Raw genomic sequence first — 16,587 nt, 5'->3', positions numbered from 1 at the left:
GGTATCACGCCCGATCCGCGACGCGTTCGCCCAGGAGGCCTTGTGGTCTCAGGAGGAGTACGAGGATGAGGAGGACGAAGGCCCAGACGTCCTTCCAGGCTCCGCCGCCGAATTGCTCCATGCCGGGTATTTCCTCGATGTAGGCGGTGGCGAGGGCTTCGGCGACGCCGAGGACGACACCGCCGAGCATGGCGCCGTAGATGTTGCCGATGCCGCCGAGCACGGCCGCGGTGAAGGCCTTGAGGCCCATGATGAAGCCCATGCGGAACTGGACCTCGCCGGTGCGCAGTCCGTAGGCGACGGCGGCGACGCCGGCGAAGGCGGCGCCGATGGCGAAGGCCAGGACGATGATGCGGTCGGTGTTGATGCCCATGAGCTTGGCGGTGTCGGGGTCCTGCGCGGTGGCCTGCATGGCGCGGCCGCTGCGGGTCTTGGCGACGAAGAAGCCGAGGGCGATCATGCAGGCGGGGGCGGCGATGAGGACGAAGAGGTCGCCGCGCTGGACGGTGGCGCCGAGGATGTCGAAGGCGTGGCCCTTGAACTGGGGGAAGACGCGGGCCTGTTTGCCGTCGGGGTACCACTTCCAGATGGCTTGCTGGAGGGCGATGGACAGGCCGATGGCGGTGATGAGGGGGGCGAGGCGTGGGGCGCCGCGCAGCGGACGATAGGCGAATCGTTCCGCTGCGATGCCGACGAGGACGGATACGGCGATACCGCCGAGGAGCATGGCCGGCAGGGCGAGGATCAGCGAGGTACCGGACGGCAGCGCCAGGTAGACGCTGAGCGCTCCGAAGCCGCCGACCATGAAGATCTCGCCATGGGCGAAGTTGATGAGCTGGACGATTCCGTAGACCATCGTGTAGCCGATCGCGATGAGACCGTACATCGCGCCGAGGATGAGTCCGTTGGCCAGCTGTTGCGGCAGTTCGCTCACCGCAGGGCCTCCGTTGCGTGGGAGTGAGGAGAAGCCGGGGTGTCCCGGTGTGCCACGGGCCGCGCCAGGGTCGTGGTGCGTCCTGGCGCGGCCCGTGGTGATGAGGAGTGGTGCGGTTGGTCAGCTCTTGTCGAACTTCTTGAATTCGGCGCTGAAGCGGGAGGCCCACTTCCCCTTGTCCACCTGGTAGGCGGTGATCATGGTGTTGGTGGTGTCGCCGTATTTGTCGAAGGCGATGGGGCCGGTGACACCGTCGAAGGTGACCTTGTTCATCGCGTCGACGACCTTCTTGCGGGCGTCGTCGGGGAGCTTGCCGTCGTTGTCCTCGACGACCTTCTTCACGGCCTGGATGATGGCCCAGGTCGAGTCGTAGGTGGAGCCGCCGTAGGCCTCGTAGGACTCCTTGAAGCCGGCTGCCTTGTAGTCGGCGATGAACTTCTTGGCGGAGGGGAGCTCTTCGACGGGCTTGCCGACGGAGGAGGCGTAGTCGCCCTGTGCCTTCTTGTTGAGCTTGATGTAGTCGCCGCTGTACATGCCGTCGCCGCCCATGAGGGGAACGGTGACGCCGCCGTCCTTGAGCTGCTGGCTGAGCGGGCCGGAGGCGGGGTATTCGCCGCCGTAGAAGACCAGGTCGGGCTTGGCGGACTTGACCTTGGAGACGACGGCCTTGAAGTCACGGTCGTCGGGGCTGACGTGTTCGGTGCCGGCGATCTTTCCGCCGAGCTTGCTGAACTGGTCCTTGAAGGAGGAGGCGAGGCCGACGCCGTAGGTCTTCTGGTCGTCGATCACATAGGCCTTCTTGACCTTCATCTTCTCCCACGCGTACTGGCCGTCGAAGGCGCCCTGCACCTCGTCGGTGGTGGCGGTGCGGAAGTAGGTGGGGAAGGGGCGGACGCGCTTGTTCTGCTTCCAGTCCTTGCCCTGGGTGAGGTCGGGCGTGGTGTTCGCCGGCGAGATCAGGGTGAGGTTGTTCTGCTTGGAGACCTGCTGCATGGACTGGGCGACGCCGGAGTTGAGCGGGCCGACGACGCCGAGCACGTCCTTGTCGCCGGCGAGTTTGGTGGCGTTCTGCTGGCCGACGTTGGGGAGGGCCTTGTCGTCGAGGGCTTGGAGCTTGAAGGTGACGCCCTTGACCTCGCCGGTTTTGTTGGCGTTGTCGATGGCGAGCTGGGCGGAGTTGCGGATGCCCAGGCCCAGAGCGGAGAGCTCGCCGGTGGTGGGGGCGTCGAGGCCGATGACGACGGTGGTCTTGGAGCCGTCGCCGCTCTTGTTGTCGCCGCGGGAGCCGCACGCGGAGAGCGTGAGGGCGCCGGCGGTGACTGCGGTGGTGAGGAGAAGCAAGGAACGGTGACGCACGATCAGTCCTTTCCCTGGCGCGGCCACGGCTGTCGCATGGCCGTTCCGCGGCCGGGCGAGCTGGAGCGCAAGGGTGCGTGCTCCGTCAGCGGGCCCGGCGGCGCGGTGACTGGCGGTGACTCTAAGCCGGTGTTCGTCGCACCGGCAGAGGCGCCGACCAGGATGTGACGCTCTTGTTATGACCTTCGATGAGTGTTATGCCGTTATGGTCCTTACACCGCAGGGCGAACGCGGTGCGGAGGGTGAACTCGCACTTCCACGGGGGGATGGGGCGCGTGGTGACGGAACGGCGTCCGGATAGCGGATGCGCCGGTCAGTGTGGTGCCGATGCCCGTGGGGGGTACGGGAGTTGCGCCGGGCGACGCACGGAACGCGGGTTACTCAGAGTTACGGATATGCGGACGGCCCCGCTCCCGAGGCCGGGGGCGGGGCCGTGACGGCGGCCGGCGGAGCGCCGGCCGGGGCGGATCAGGCGCGGTAGGCGTCGGTGTCCACCTCGCGCAGCATGCAGGTCAGCCGGGCGGTGCAGACCCGCTTGTCCTGTTCGTCGGTGATCACGATCTCGTAGGTGGCGGTGGAGCGGCCACGGTGGACGGGGGTGGCGACGCCGGTGACCAGTCCGGAGCGGACACCGCGGTGGTGGGTGCAGTTCAGGTCGACGCCGACGGCGAGCTTGGTGGGGCCGCCGTGCAGCATGGCGCCGACGGAGCCGAGGGTCTCGGCGAGGACGGCCGAGGCGCCGCCGTGCAGCAGTCCGTAGGGCTGGGTGTTGCCCTCGACGGGCATGGTGCCGACGATGCGCTCGGGGGCGGCTTCGGTGACCTGCACGCTCATCCGCTCGCCGAGGTGGCCGGCGGAGAAGAAGGAGGGCAGGTCGAGGCCGAGGCCGGCCCACTGGTCGAGGATCTCCTGCGGAAATTTGGTGGTGCTGCGCTCACCCATGCCTACGGCTCCGTTCGCTCGCCCGTGATCGTCGTCGATCCGTGCCTGTTCCTATCAGGCCCCTGAGCAAGCGCTCAGCGCGGGGTCGTTGTTCCCGCCGGCCGCCCCGTGGGCGGTCAGTCCTCCCGGGGGCTCTCCAGGCGGATCACGATCGACTTGGCGGCGGGGGTGTTGCTGGTGTCGGCGGTGTGGTCGAGCGGGATGAGGACATTGGTCTCGGGGTAGTAGGCGGCCGCGCAGCCGCGGGCCGTCGGGTAGTGCACGACGCGGAAGCCGGGCGCGCGCCGCTCGCTGCCGTCCGTCCATTCGCTGACCAGGTCGGTGTACGCGCCGTCGGCCAGGCCCCGTTCGCGGGCGTCGTCGGGGTGGACGAGCACCACCCGGCGGCCGTTCTTGATGCCGCGGTAGCGGTCGTCGAGGCCGTAGACGGTGGTGTTGTACTGGTCGTGGGAGCGCAGTGTCTGGAGCAGCAGCCGCCCTTCGGGGGCGGTGGGGTACTCGACGGGCGCGGCGGTGAAGTTGGCCTTCCCGGTGGCGGTGGGGAAGCTGCGGCTGTCCCTGGGGGCGTGCGGAAGGGCGAAGCCTCCGGGGCGGGCCACCCTGGTGTTGAAGTCCTCGAAGCCCGGGATGACATGGGCGATACGGTCGCGGATCGTCGCGTAGTCCCGCGCGAACTCCTCCCAGGGGGTGCGGCTTCCGGCGCCCAGGACCCGGCGGGCCAGCCGGGCGACGATGGCCGTCTCGGACAGCAGCTTTGGGCCGGCGGGCGCCAGGCGGCCGCGGGAGGCGTGCACCATGCCCATGGAGTCCTCGACCGTCACGAACTGTTCGGCGGGCGCGCCGTCCGGGCCGGTCTGCACATCGCGTTCCGTACGGCCCAGCGTCGGCAGGATCAGTGCGCGGGCGCCGGTGATCACATGCGAGCGGTTGAGCTTGGTGGAGACATGGACGGTCAGCCGGGCGCGGCGCATGGCGGCCTCGGTGACGTCGGTGTCGGGGGTGGCGGAGACGAAGTTGCCGCCCATCGCGAAGAACACCTTGGCCTGTCCGTCGCGCAGCGCGCGGATGGCGCGGACGACATCGAGGCCGTGCTCCCGGGGCGGGGCGAAGCCGAACTCCCTCTCCAGGGCGTTGAGGAAGGCGGGCGCGGGTCGCTCGAAGATGCCCATGGTGCGGTCGCCCTGGACGTTGCTGTGACCGCGTACCGGGCAGACGCCGGCGCCGGGGCGGCCGATGTTGCCGCGCAGCAGGAGGAAGTTGACGACTTCCCGGATGGTGGGGACGGAGTGCTTGTGCTGGGTCAGGCCCATGGCCCAGCACACGATGGTGCGCTTCGACGAGAGGACCATGGCGAGCGCGCGGTCGATCTCCGCGCGGGTCAGGCCGGTGGCGCGCAGTGTCTCGTCCCAGTCGTCATCGGCGCGGGCCGTGCGCGCGAACTCCTCGAAGCCGTGGGTGTGTTCACCGATGAAGTCCTCGTCGAGGGCTCCCTCGGTGTCGAGGAGGAGGCGGTTGAGGGCGCGGAAGAGTGCCTGGTCGCCGCCGAGGCGTACCTGGAGGAAGAGGTCGGTGAGCGCGGTGCCGCCGCCGGCCAGACCGCGCGGCGTCTGCGGGTTCTTGAAGCGTTCCAGTCCGGCTTCGGGCAGCGGGTTGATCGAGATGATCTTCGTGCCGCCGGCCTTGGCCTTCTCCAGGGCGGTGAGCATCCGCGGGTGGTTGGTGCCCGGGTTCTGGCCGGCGACGATGATCAGGTCGGCTTTGTAGAGGTCCTCCAGGAGGACGCTTCCCTTGCCGATGCCGATGGTCTCCGTCAGGGCGGAGCCCGACGACTCATGGCACATGTTGGAGCAGTCGGGGAGGTTGTTGGTGCCGAATTCGCGGGCGAAGAGCTGGTAGAGGAAGGCGGCCTCGTTGCTGGTGCGGCCCGAGGTGTAGAAGACGGCCTCGTCGGGGGAGTCGAGGGCGGTCAGCTCCTCGCCGACGATGTCGAAGGCCTGCTCCCAGGTCACCGGCTCGTAGTGGTCGGCGCCCTCGGCGAGGTACATGGGGTGGGTGAGGCGGCCCTGCTGGCCGAGCCAGTAGCCGCTGCGGTTCGCGAGATCGGCGACGGAGTGCTCGGCGAAGAAGTCCGGGGTGACGCGGCGCAGCGTGGCCTCTTCGGCGACGGCCTTGGCGCCGTTCTCACAGAATTCGGCGGTGTGCGGCTTGTCGGGCTCGGGCCAGGCGCAGCCGGGGCAGTCGAACCCGTCCGGCTGGTTGACCCGCAGCAGGGTGAGGGCGGTACGGCGCACACCCATCTGCTGCTGGGACATGCGCAGCGCGTGGGTGATCGCCGGCAGCCCGACGGCGGCGTGCTGGGGTGCGCTGACCTGGGGCGCGTCCTGGACGGGGTCCGACGCGGGCGGCTTGCCTGCCATGGCGCTCTCCCTTGAGCCGTGAGCTGCTCCGCCAACACCGGCGGATCGTTGCGGTACACATCAGATCCTGTCACGGACGCGCGGGGCGGTGTAGAGGTGATCGCCGCAGGTGCGGGCCGGGGAGGGCGGCCGGGCGCGTGGCGCGGTCCGGAGCGGTGTGCGGCGAGGGGGCGGAGCGGTGTGCGGCCAGGTGCGGGGCCGCCGCGGCGGGGATTGTCAGTGGGGCGTGGCAGGATCGGGGGCGTGGCAGCAAAGGCAGCGAAGAAGAGCGAAGCGACCGGGACCGAAGCGGCGGCGGGCGGTCGTCCCCGCCTGCTCCTGATGGACGGGCATTCCATGGCATACCGGGCGTTCTTCGCCCTGCCCGTGGAGAATTTCACGACCGTCACGGGACAACCGACCAATGCGATCTACGGCTTCGCGTCGATGCTCGCGAACACCCTGCGCGACGAGGCGCCCACGCATTTCGCGGTGGCGTTCGACGTCTCCCGCAAGACCTGGCGGTCCGAGGAATTCGCCGACTACAAGGCGAACCGTTCCAAGACGCCCGACGAGTTCAAGGGCCAGGTCGAGCTGATCGGTGAGCTGCTCGACGCGATGCGGGTGAAGCGGTTCGCGATCGACGGCTTCGAGGCCGACGACGTCATCGCCACCCTCACCGAGCAGGCCACCGCGCAGGGCTTCAAGGTCTCGATCGTCACCGGCGACCGCGACTCCTTCCAGCTGGTCTCCGACGATGTCACGGTCCTCTACCCCACCAAGGGTGTGTCGGAGCTGACCCGCTTCACCCCGGAGAAGGTCTTCGAGAAGTACGGCCTGACCCCCGCCCAGTACCCGGACTTCGCCGCGCTGCGCGGCGACCCGTCCGACAACCTCCCCGGCATCCCGGGCGTCGGCGAGAAGACCGCCACGAAGTGGATCAACCAGTTCGGTTCGTTCGCCGAGCTGGTGGAGCGCGTCGACGAGGTCAAGGGCAAGGCGGGTGCCAACCTCCGCGAGCACCTGGAGGCGGTGAAGCTCAACCGCCGGCTGACGGAGATGGTGCGCGATGTCGAGCTGCCGTGCGGCCCGGCGGAGCTGACCCGCGAGGCGTACGACCGCGAGGCGCTCTCGGTGTTCCTCAACGCCCTGGAGATCCGCAACCAGGGCCTGCGGGACCGGCTGCACGCCGTCGACCCGGGCGCCGCCGAGGCCGCCGACGAGGCCGCCCCCGCCCCCGGCGTCGAGGTGGACGGCACGGTCATCGGCGCGGGCGAACTCGCTCCGTGGCTGGCCGAGCACGGCACCGGACCGCTGGGCGTGGCCACCGTCGATGTGTGGACGCTGGGCAGCGGAAGTGTCGCCGAGGTCGCGCTGGCCGCCGCCGACGGCCCGGCCGCCTGGTTCGACCCGTCCCAGCTCGACGAGGCCGACGAGCGGGCCTTCGCCGCCTGGAGCGCGGACGCCGCCCGCCCCAAGGTGATGCACAACGCCAAGGGCCTGATGAGGGTCTTCGGCGAGCACGGCTGGACCATCGACGGCGTCACCATGGACACCGCGCTGGCCGCCTATCTGGTCAAGCCCGGCCGCCGCTCCTTCGCCCTGGACGCCCTGTCCGTCGAATACCTGGGGCGTGATCTCGCCCCGGCGGCGGCCGGTGACGGCCAGCTGGCGTTCGGCGCGGACGAGGAGGCCGAGGCGGACGCCCTGATGGGGCAGGCCCGTACGGTCCTCGATCTGGGGACGGCGTTCGAGACGAAGCTGGCGGAGGTCGGCGCGGCCGGGCTGCTGCGCGATGTGGAGCTGCCGACCAGCGTGCTGCTGGCCCGGATGGAGCGGGCCGGTATCGCCGCTGACCGGGGCTGGCTGGAGCGGATGGAGCAGCAGTTCGCCGGCGCGGTCCAGCAGGCCGTCAAGGAGGCGCACGCCGCCGCGGGCCATGAGTTCAACCTGGGCTCGCCCAAGCAGCTGCAAGAGGTCCTCTTCGGCGAGCTGGGCCTGCCCAAGACCAAGAAGACCAAGACGGGTTACACCACCGACGCCGATGCGCTCGCCTGGCTGGCCGCGCAGACCGACAACGAGCTCCCGGTGATCATGCTCCGGCACCGTGAGCAGGCCAAGCTGCGCACGACCGTCGAGGGCCTGATCAAGACCATCGCCGCCGACGGCCGGATCCACACCACCTTCAACCAGACGGTGGCGGCCACCGGCCGGCTGTCCTCCACCGACCCCAATCTCCAGAACATCCCGGTGCGCACGGACGAGGGCCGGGCGATCCGCCGAGGCTTCGTCGTCGGCGAGGGCTTCGACTCGCTGCTGACCGCCGACTACAGCCAGATCGAGCTGCGGGTGATGGCCCATCTCTCCGAGGACGAGGGCCTGATCGAGGCGTTCACCTCCGGTGAGGACCTGCACACCACCGTCGCCTCGCATGTCTTCTCGGTCGACAAGACCAAGGTCGACCCGGAGATGCGCCGCAAGATCAAGGCGATGTCCTACGGCCTGGCGTACGGCCTGTCGGCCTTCGGCCTCTCCCAGCAGCTGGGCATCCAGCCCGATGAGGCCCGCAAGCTGATGGACAACTTCTTCGAGCGGTTCGGCGGGGTGCGCGACTACCTCCAGCGCGTCGTGGAGGAGGCCCGCGCCACCGGCTACACGGAGACGATGCTCGGCCGCCGCCGCTACCTCCCCGACCTCAACAGCGACAACCGCCAGCGCCGCGAAACGGCCGAGCGGATGGCGCTCAACGCCCCGATCCAGGGCACCGCCGCCGATATCGTCAAGATCGCGATGCTGCGGGTCGACGCGGCGCTGCGGACCGCGGAGCTGGAGTCCCGGCTGCTGCTCCAGGTCCATGACGAAATCGTCGTCGAGGTGGCCCCCGGCGAACGCAAGCAGGTCGAGGAACTGGTCCGCCGCGAAATGGCCGCCGCGGCCGAACTGAGCGCCCCTCTGGACGTCTCCGTCGGCTTCGGCAAGGACTGGGAGTCGGCGGCCCACTGAGCCGGGAAGCGGTGGTGGCGCGGACGCCCCGCGCCACCACCCGCCGCACCCCTCAACCCGGCCCGCACCGCAGCGAGTTGCGACCGCTCGGGCCCGCTCGGCGGTGGCTTGAAACCGGTCGTCGCCCCCTGCGTCATGGAGCGTGTTCCGCTCGGAAGCGCTGTGCTTTGATCACCCCGTGATGCGTCGTGTGGCCCGCGCCCTGGGCACCTATGTCTCCCGTAGCCCGGTCACCGTCGGCTATCTCGCACTGCTGTTGGCGACCCATGTGTGGTGCACCGCGGTGCTGTCCACCGCGGAGGCCCAGCGGATGGTGCTCGGCGTCAGTACCCATCTGGACAATCTTCAGGACCGTCCGGTCCGGGTGCTGGCGGGCAGCCTGCTGTTCTTCGACGGCACGCTGACCGAGGTCGCCTCGGAGGCCTTCGCCGGCACGCTGATCACGCTCGGCCTCGGCGTCGCCGTGTGCCTGGCGTGGCTGGAACGACGGTACGGGCCGGTACGCGCCTGCGGCATCTTCGTCCTGGGGCATCTCGCGGCGACGCTGTTCACCGTGCCGGTGATCCACGTGGCCCTCGCCCACGGCTGGTACCCGGACAGCGTCCGGCACGCCCCCGACTTCGGCATCAGCTACGGGGCCGAGACGGTGCTCGCGGCGGGTGCGCTGCTGCTGCCCCGGGCGCGCCTGCTCGCGGCGGCCGGAGTCGTCGCCTGGCCGGTGCTCGGCGGTGACTGGAGCGGGGTGCTGCCCGACTTCACCACCATCGGACATCTGCTGGCGGCCGTCGTCGGCTTCGTCTGCGGCGCCTTCCTGCTGCGGGCCGCCCGGCGCGCGGCCCCGGCCCTGGTGCCGGAGCCCGGCCCGGCGCTCGTCGAGTAGCCCGACGGGACGCGGCGGCGCGGGTGCGAGCAGGCCCGTCGGGCGCCGTCACTCCGTGGGGGACGGCGAGTTCGGCGACGTGGCCGCGGCACCGGACGGCGCCACGGGCGACGGCGGCGCGGAACCCGACGGCGCCACGCGCGACGCGGCCGCGGCACCGGACGGCGCCACCGCCCGGGGCACGGTCCGCGCCGCGGGCGTCGGCGGCAGGCCCGTGGCGTCGGCTGCCCGGTTGCGGAGGCCGCGGTGGTGCAGCAGTCGTACGGCCACCGCGTAGAGCGGCAGCCCGAGGACGAGACCGGCCCCGGCGCCGAAGAGCGCGGACGGGAGGTAGTCGAGCGCGCCCGCCCCGGGCCCGTACACGGCGCGCGCCCGCAGGACACGGTGCACGGCGCCGGCCGCCACACACAGCGCGAGCGGGACGGTCAGCAGCAGTCGCAGGCGTACGGATAGCTCCGGGACCGAGGCCGGCGCCGGCAGCCCGGACGCCGCGGTACCGCCGCCCCGGAGCACCGGCCACAGGAACGCAGCCATCGCCGCCAGTGCGAGCGCCGAGGTGCCGTACTGGACGTAGGTGCAGACCGGCAGGCCGCCCACCACCCGGTCCAGGCCGGGCACCAGCCGGGTGCCCCAGCGGCCCGGGTGGGTGAAGGCGTCCCAGACCACATGGGTCGCCGCCCCGAGTACCGCCGAGACCGCGAACCAGCCCACCAGGGCGGCGAGTTCACCCGTCCCCCGGGGTCGCCAGGACCGGCCGCGGACGAAGCTGTGGACCGTGCCGCGCCACGCTCGGGGCACCAGCGCGGTCAACGGCTCGCGTACCAGCAGCCAGCCACCCACGAGCGCCGCGGTGACCAGCACATCCACGGTCAGCACACCCGGCAGTGAGTGGGTGAACTCGCCGAAGGCCATGCCACCGGGAACCAGGGTGTCCGCGTAGTACGTCATATCGGGTGCGAACGACCCCGCCACGAGCGCCGAGGCGACCAGCGGACCGCGGGCCGCCCCGGTCCGCCGGATGGCCGGGAGCACGGCGGCAGCATGGCTGAGCGTGAACGGCATGGGCCTCTCCTTGATCGATTCGAGTCATTATGTGTCTGAAGTGGGTAGTAGATGCCAGGCCCGAGTTGTCGTAGTCTCGCCTGAGTTGGTGCGCTGGGGAGCGCGATACCGCGTCAGGAGCGCGGTCAGGCAATGCGGAGGGGAACCACGTATGGCAGCCACATTCCGACGGCGGCTCCAAAGGGGAGCGGCCTCGACGGCCGTGGCGGCCCTGGTGCTGGCCGCGCTGACCGCCTCTCAGGCGCCGGGAGCCACCGGCGCCGCGGCAGCGAAGCGGCGGCCGGCCCCGCCCCCCGCCGATGTCCCGATCGACGGCGGTTCCGCGTACTACACCGACCTGCCGCCCCTCAAGAGCCCGGTGCCGCCGCACGGTTCGCCGCACACCGGCAAGGGCCCCGCCACCGGCCGGGGACCCGCCGAGGCCGGCCTCCCCGCCACCGTCCTGGCCGCGTACAGGAAGGCCGCGACCGCGATCGACGCCTCCGACCCGGGCTGCCGGCTGCCCTGGCAGCTGCTCGCCGGGATCGGCAAGGTCGAATCCGGCCAGGCGCGCGGCGGCGCGGTCGACGCCGAGGGCACCACCCTCCGGCCGATACTCGGCCCGCAGCTCAACGGCCACGGTTTCGCGCGGATCACCGACACCGACGCCGGCCGCTATGACGGCGACCTCACCCACGACCGTGCCGTGGGCCCGATGCAGTTCATCCCGTCCACGTGGTCCGACGGCGGCCCCGACGGCACCGGTTGGGGCGCCGACGGCAACGGCGACGGCAAGAAGGACCCCCATAACGTCTTCGACGCGGCGCTCGCCGCCGGCCACTATCTCTGCGCCGGCGGCCGCGATCTGACGGTCCAGAACGACCTGGACCGGGCGATCCTCGGCTACAACCACTCCGAGGAGTATCTGCGCACGGTGCTGTCCTGGTACGCGTTCTACCGGAACGGCACCCACGAGGTGCCGGACGGCAAGGGTGTGCTGCCGGTCCACCGCGACGCCGGCCGGTCCGACGGCGACAGCGGCGGCCGGTCCGAAGGCCGGCCGCACCACGGCCGCGGCCCCGGCGCCAAGCCGGGCAAGAGCCCGCGCCCCGGCGGCTCCGACAAGCCCGGCAAGCCCGGTAAGGGACAGCAGCACCCCGGCAAGCCGGGGCGCCCGGACGGCAACCGCCCCACACCGGGCGGCACGGAGCCCCCCACCCAGAAGCCCACCCCCAACCCCGAGCCCGCGCACCCCACCACCCTCGTACGGGTCGGTGACAAGGACCTGAGCACCACCGCGGGCACCGAGTTCGCCACCCCGCCCCAGGTCCGCGCCCAGGACGCCGGGGGCAAGGCCGTCGCCGGCGTCCCCGTCCGCTTCACCCTTCCCCCGGCCACCGACGCCCGTTTCCCCGGTGACGCGACCACCGTCACCGTCACGACGGACAAGGACGGCCTGGCCACCGCCCCCACCCTGCGCGCGGGCGACCGGACCGGGGACTTCCGCATCCGGGTCAGCACCGTGCGGCACACCACGCCTGCCGTCGAGGTCGGCGCCACCGTCAAGGCCAAGCCCGCCCCGAAGGCCGACAAGCTCGCCCGTACCTCGGACAAGGAGCTGACGGCGACCGCCGGAAAGGCCTTCGCGGAGGACGCGGTCGAGATCAAGGCGACCTATCAGGGCAAGAGCGCGGCGGGCGTGGCGGTCACCGCCACCATGATCACCAACGACCCGAAGCAGCCCGTGGAGAACGACAAGGGCCCCTACTTCAAGGACCCCGGGGCCACCGGCGACGCCGAGGACAAGCCGGTCCGCACGCTCACCGGGCTCACCACGGACGCCAACGGCCTGCTGAAACTCCCGAAGATCTACACCGACGCGCACTCGGGAACGTTCCTGCTGAGGCTGACCACCGCCGACGGCGCCGTCCTCACCGTCAAGCTGAAGGTCGCCGCCCCGGCCGGCGCCTGACCACGCCAACCGGCTCGTCCGCGCGGCCGGTTCCGCACCCCGGGCCGGCGTCCGCGCCCGGTATGCCTCCGCCGTCCTGCCCGCCGTCCCGGGCAGGACGGCGGTGCCACGTGTTCTCATCTGCGCCGCCCGTTGCTACGGTGCCCCCGCCCTGACGCCGTATCAGCTCCCGGGAGGCCGACCATGCGCGCCCTGACAGCAGCCGCGGTCGGACTGGCCGCGGCGTTCGCCCTCGTCCTCACCCTCACGGCGACCGGCGCCCCCAGCGGCACGACCTCCCCCAAACCGCTGCTGACCACCGTCCCCAAGCACCCCTGAGGGAGGGACGACCGCCATGCGCCGTACCGCTCCCACCCCGAGGACCCCCGACGGCCCGCCGCCCGGCCCCGGCCGCCGCCGCCCGGCCCGCGGCATGCGCCGCCGGTCGAGCCTGGTGCTGCTCGCCTGCGCCGTCTTCTTCACCGCGCTGTCCCCGCTGATGCGGTGGTACGCCTTCCCCCGGCTCGCCAAGATCCCGCCCGGTCAGTACCAGGACATGGTCCTGGAGGCCCGGCCCGCCACCCTCCTCAACTACGGGACGATGAAGGCCGAGCGCGTCCCGAAGGTCACCATCGTGCAGACCCTCAAGGGCGATGTGGCGGCCTCCGACCGGATCGAGAAGTCCGCGGGCCGGGACATCGTCGTCTGGGACGCGCTGTCCTACGTCGCCGGACCCGACGGCAAGATGGTCTCCGCGATCCCCGAGCGCTATCTCTTCGACGCGCACTCCCAGGAACCGGTGCACGCCACCGGCGAGATGGTCGACGGCGACCCGGTGCGCCGGGAGGGCATCGAGTTCAAGTGGCCGTTCCTCACCGAGCGGCGCGACTACACCTACTTCGACGCCCAGACCCGCACCTCGGCCCCCATCCACTACAAGGGGGCCCGCACCTTCCGCGGCCTGGAGGTCTACTACTTCGAGCAGACCATCCCCTGGACCAAGGTCGCCCTCCCCAAGAAGATGCCGGTCAAGGGCATCACCCCGCAGTCCGTCGCGAAGATGGGCACCACCCGCTGGTACACCACCAAGCGGATGTTCTGGGTCGAGCCCGTCACCGGCGCCCCGGTCAACGGCCAGGAGATCCACAAAGAAGAGCTGCGCGGCGGCGATCTGCTGCCCGGCGGCGGCAAGGTCACCGCCTTCGCCGGCCATGTGAAGATGCGCGACGACTACGTCGACTCCACCGTGGCCCTGGTGACCTCACAGCGCACCCTCGTCCTGCTGCTCACCCGCTACCTCCCCTGGGGCTTCCTGCTCCTCGGCGCCGCGCTGCTCGCCCTGAGCCTGTACCTCGAAGCCCGCGGCCGCCGCCCCGCCCCCGCAGCGGCCCAGGTGCCGGCCGGCGACGGAGCGGGCGGCGGCCGCCCGTGACGCGGCTCAGCCCCGCCTGAGCCGCGCCGACGTGTGCCGCGTCGGCTCCGCCGTCGACGGATCCTCCGGCCAGGGATGCTTCGGGTAGCGGCCGCGCAACTCCGCGCGCACGGACCGGTAGCCGTCCCGCCAGAACGAGGCGAGATCGGCCGTGACGGCGGCCGGACGCCCCGCGGGGGAGAGCAGATGCACCAGCACCGGCACCCGCCCGCCGGCCACCCGCGGCGACTCCTGCCGGCCGAACAGCTCCTGGAGCTTGACCGCCAGCACCGGCTGCGCACCGCCGTAATCCACCCGCACCCGGGAACCGCTCGGCACCTCGAGACGCTCCGGCGCCAGCTCGTCGAAGCGGGCCGCTTCGCCGGTCGCCCACGGCAGCAGCCGGGCCAGCGCCTGCCCCGCATCGATCCGCTCCAGATCGGCCCGCCGCCGCGCCCGCCCGAGCTCCACCCCCAGCCATTCCTCGACGCAGTCCAGCAGCGCCGCATCCGAGACATCGGGCCAGGGCGCGCCCAACTCCCGGTGCAGGAACGCCATCCGCTGCCGCAACGACACCGCGGCGGCCGACCACCGCAGCAGCCCGAGCCCCTCCCGCCGCAGGCCCGCCAGCACCGCGTCCCGCAGCAGCCCGGGGTCGGGCGCGGTCAGCGGCCGGGCCGCCAGTTCGATCGCCCCCAGCCGGGTCACCCGCCGGGCCACCACGTCCCCGTCCGACCAGTGGACCTCCTCACCGGACGCGTACAACGCCGGCGCCGCCGCCCGGGCCGTCGCCTCGTCGATCACCGCCGCCAGCCGCACCCGCGCCGACGCGGCCGCCACCGGCCGGTCCGCCACCGCCACCGCCAGCCACTCCGCGTCCCGCAGCCCCGAACCGCCTCCCGTGCCCGTCGGCCCCGGCCGCTGCCCCCATCCGCCCGGCGCCCCCGCCCCCGCGGTCTCGGCCCCCGTCCCGGACGCCATGAGGTAACTCCCGCCACCACGGGCCCGCGCCACCCGCTCCGGGAACGCCAGCGCGGCGACGAGCCCGGCCACGGCATCGTCCGTGAGCGGCGCGCCGGCGTCCCGGCCGCCGTCCCCGCCCGACCCGTTACGCGGCTCCCCGGCCGCCGACGCCAGCCGCCGCGCCTCCTGCCGCCACCTGGCCCCGTACGCATCGCCGCCCCGCCGCGCGGTACGCCACGCCGCCGCCAGATCGTCCCCATAGGCCCGCGGCGGCTCCTCGCTCAGCAGGGCGACCACCTCCGCCGCCCGCCGCACCCCGGCCTGCGGCGCCCCGTCCAGCAGGGCCCGCGCCAGCCGCGGATGCAGTCCGAGCCGCGCCATACGCGCGCCCCGCTCCGTCGCCCGGCCGGCCCCGTCCACCGCACCGATCGCCGTCAGCACCTCCCGCGCCGCGGCCAGCGCACCGGCCGGCGGCGCGTCCAGCAGGGCCAGGCCGTCCGCCGCCGGATCACCCCAGCAGGCCGCCTGAAGGGCGAACGCCGTCAGATCGGCCACCCTGATCTCCGGATCGGGGAACGCCGGCAGCCGCCCGTCCTCACCCTCCGGCCAGCAGCGGTACACCGCCCCCGGTGCCTCCCGCCCCGCCCGGCCGGCCCGCTGCCGGGCCGCCGCCCTGGAGGCCCGCACGGTGGTGAGCGCGCTGAGCCCCCGCGCGTGATCCGTCCGCGGCACCCGCGCCAGCCCGCTGTCCACCACCACCCGCACGCCCGGCACGGTCAGGCTGGACTCCGCCACCGACGTCGCCAGCACCACCCGCCGTACGCCGTTCCCGCCCGCCAATACGGCGTCCTGCACCGCCGCCGGCGCCCGCCCGTGCACCTGAAGCACCTCGGCGTCCACGCCCGCCAGCTCCCCGGCGACCCGCCCGATCTCCCCGACACCGGGAAGGAAACACAGCACATCCCCCGACCGCTCGCGCAGCGCCCGCCGTACCACTCCCGCCACATGCGTCAGCAGTGCCGGATCCACACGCGTCCCGTGCGCCGGCCGCACCGCCCGCTCCGGCGGCGCCCACACCACCTCCACGGGATGCGACACGCCCGCCGCCTCGACCACCGGCGCCGCGCCCCGCGCACCGCCCAGCAGCCGCGCCCACCCCTCCGCGTCCGTAGTGGCGGACGCCGCCACCAGCCGCAGCTCGGGCCGCAGCGTCTCCCGTACGTCCAGGAGGAAGGCCGCGGCGGTATCGGCGTCGAGATGCCGCTCATGGCACTCGTCGAGCACCACCACATCGACCCCGGCCAGCTCCGGATCGCGCTGAAGCCGCTGAAGCAGCACTCCGGTGGTCACCACTTCCACGGTGGTACGGGGCCCGGCCCGGCGCTCACCCCGCACCGTGAACCCCACCTTCCCCCAGCCCTGCGCCGGGGGAGCCCCCGTGCCGACCTCCTCGCCCAGGAGCCAGGCCATCCGCCGCGCGGCCGCACGGGCCGCCATCCGGCGCGGCTCGGCGACCAGCACCCGCCGCACCGGCCCCTCGCCGGTCAGCCCCGCCAGATCCAGCGGCACCAGCGTCGTCTTTCCGGTACCCGGCGGGGCGCACAGCACCGCGCTCCCGGGCCCGTCGAGGGCGGCACGGAGCGCGGGCAACGCGGTACGGACGGGCAGCTGGGCAAGGGCGTCACGGCGGATCACGCCCCCAGTCTGCCG

Annotated in this window: 11 protein-coding genes; 5 read left to right on the top strand and 6 right to left on the bottom strand. The window is 72.4% G+C overall.

Annotated elements, in window-relative coordinates:
* Positions 1–4 precede the first annotated feature (4 nt).
* From TU31_RS33730 to TU31_RS33715, 4 genes are all read right to left on the bottom strand, one after another.
* Positions 5–934, bottom strand: a complete 930-nt coding sequence (locus tag TU31_RS33730) for a branched-chain amino acid ABC transporter permease (RefSeq protein ID WP_042161795.1) — start codon at positions 932–934, stop codon at positions 5–7.
* Between the two features lie 120 nt (positions 935–1,054).
* A complete protein-coding gene (locus TU31_RS33725; RefSeq protein WP_042161852.1) occupies positions 1,055–2,275 on the bottom strand; it encodes a branched-chain amino acid ABC transporter substrate-binding protein in 1,221 nt (406 codons plus the stop codon).
* 483 nt (positions 2,276–2,758) lie between these two features.
* Positions 2,759–3,232 (bottom strand): PaaI family thioesterase, encoded by a 474-nt coding sequence (locus TU31_RS33720; RefSeq protein WP_042161792.1) that lies wholly within the window; start codon positions 3,230–3,232, stop codon positions 2,759–2,761.
* 116 nt (positions 3,233–3,348) lie between these two features.
* Positions 3,349–5,649, bottom strand: coding sequence for an FdhF/YdeP family oxidoreductase (locus tag TU31_RS33715; protein WP_042161791.1), 2,301 nt, complete (start codon positions 5,647–5,649; stop codon positions 3,349–3,351).
* A gap of 243 nt (positions 5,650–5,892) precedes the next feature.
* Between TU31_RS33715 and polA the strand changes: the two genes are divergently transcribed.
* A complete protein-coding gene (gene polA / locus TU31_RS33710; RefSeq protein WP_042161788.1) occupies positions 5,893–8,631 on the top strand; it encodes a DNA polymerase I in 2,739 nt (912 codons plus the stop codon).
* A gap of 181 nt (positions 8,632–8,812) precedes the next feature.
* Entirely contained in the window at positions 8,813–9,511 is a 699-nt protein-coding gene (locus TU31_RS33705) for a rhomboid-like protein (protein WP_042161851.1), read from the top strand.
* Between the two features lie 48 nt (positions 9,512–9,559).
* On the opposite strand, the gene TU31_RS33700 is transcribed toward TU31_RS33705, so the two are convergent.
* Positions 9,560–10,573, bottom strand: a complete 1,014-nt coding sequence (locus TU31_RS33700; RefSeq protein WP_078886099.1) for a DUF4184 family protein — start codon at positions 10,571–10,573, stop codon at positions 9,560–9,562.
* A gap of 151 nt (positions 10,574–10,724) precedes the next feature.
* On the opposite strand from TU31_RS33700, the gene TU31_RS33695 reads away from it, so the two are divergent.
* From TU31_RS33695 to pgfA, 3 genes are all read left to right on the top strand, one after another.
* Positions 10,725–12,524 carry a lytic transglycosylase domain-containing protein gene (locus tag TU31_RS33695; RefSeq protein WP_042161786.1) on the top strand — a complete coding sequence of 600 codons (1,800 nt, stop codon included), beginning with the start codon at positions 10,725–10,727 and terminating at the stop codon, positions 12,522–12,524.
* Between the two features lie 183 nt (positions 12,525–12,707).
* Positions 12,708–12,842, top strand: a complete 135-nt coding sequence (locus TU31_RS38280) for an SPW_0924 family protein (protein ID WP_107050279.1) — start codon at positions 12,708–12,710, stop codon at positions 12,840–12,842.
* A 94-nt stretch (positions 12,843–12,936) separates the two neighbouring features.
* On the top strand, positions 12,937–13,935 hold the full coding sequence (gene pgfA, locus TU31_RS33690; protein ID WP_042161846.1) for a cell envelope lipid trafficking protein PgfA: 999 nt from the start codon (positions 12,937–12,939) through the stop codon (positions 13,933–13,935).
* A gap of 6 nt (positions 13,936–13,941) precedes the next feature.
* On the opposite strand, the gene hrpB is transcribed toward pgfA, so the two are convergent.
* Positions 13,942–16,572: an ATP-dependent helicase HrpB gene (gene hrpB / locus TU31_RS33685; protein ID WP_042161784.1), complete on the bottom strand. Its 2,631-nt coding sequence runs from the start codon at positions 16,570–16,572 to the stop codon at positions 13,942–13,944.
* Positions 16,573–16,587: the final 15 nt, after the last annotated feature.

Origin of the sequence: Streptomyces lydicamycinicus (assembly GCF_000829715.2) — a bacterium.
Taxonomy (GTDB): Bacteria; Actinomycetota; Actinomycetes; order Streptomycetales; family Streptomycetaceae; genus Streptomyces; species Streptomyces lydicamycinicus.
The sequence above is the reverse complement of the archived record's forward strand: the minus strand, read 5'-3'. Positions and strand labels throughout refer to the sequence as shown.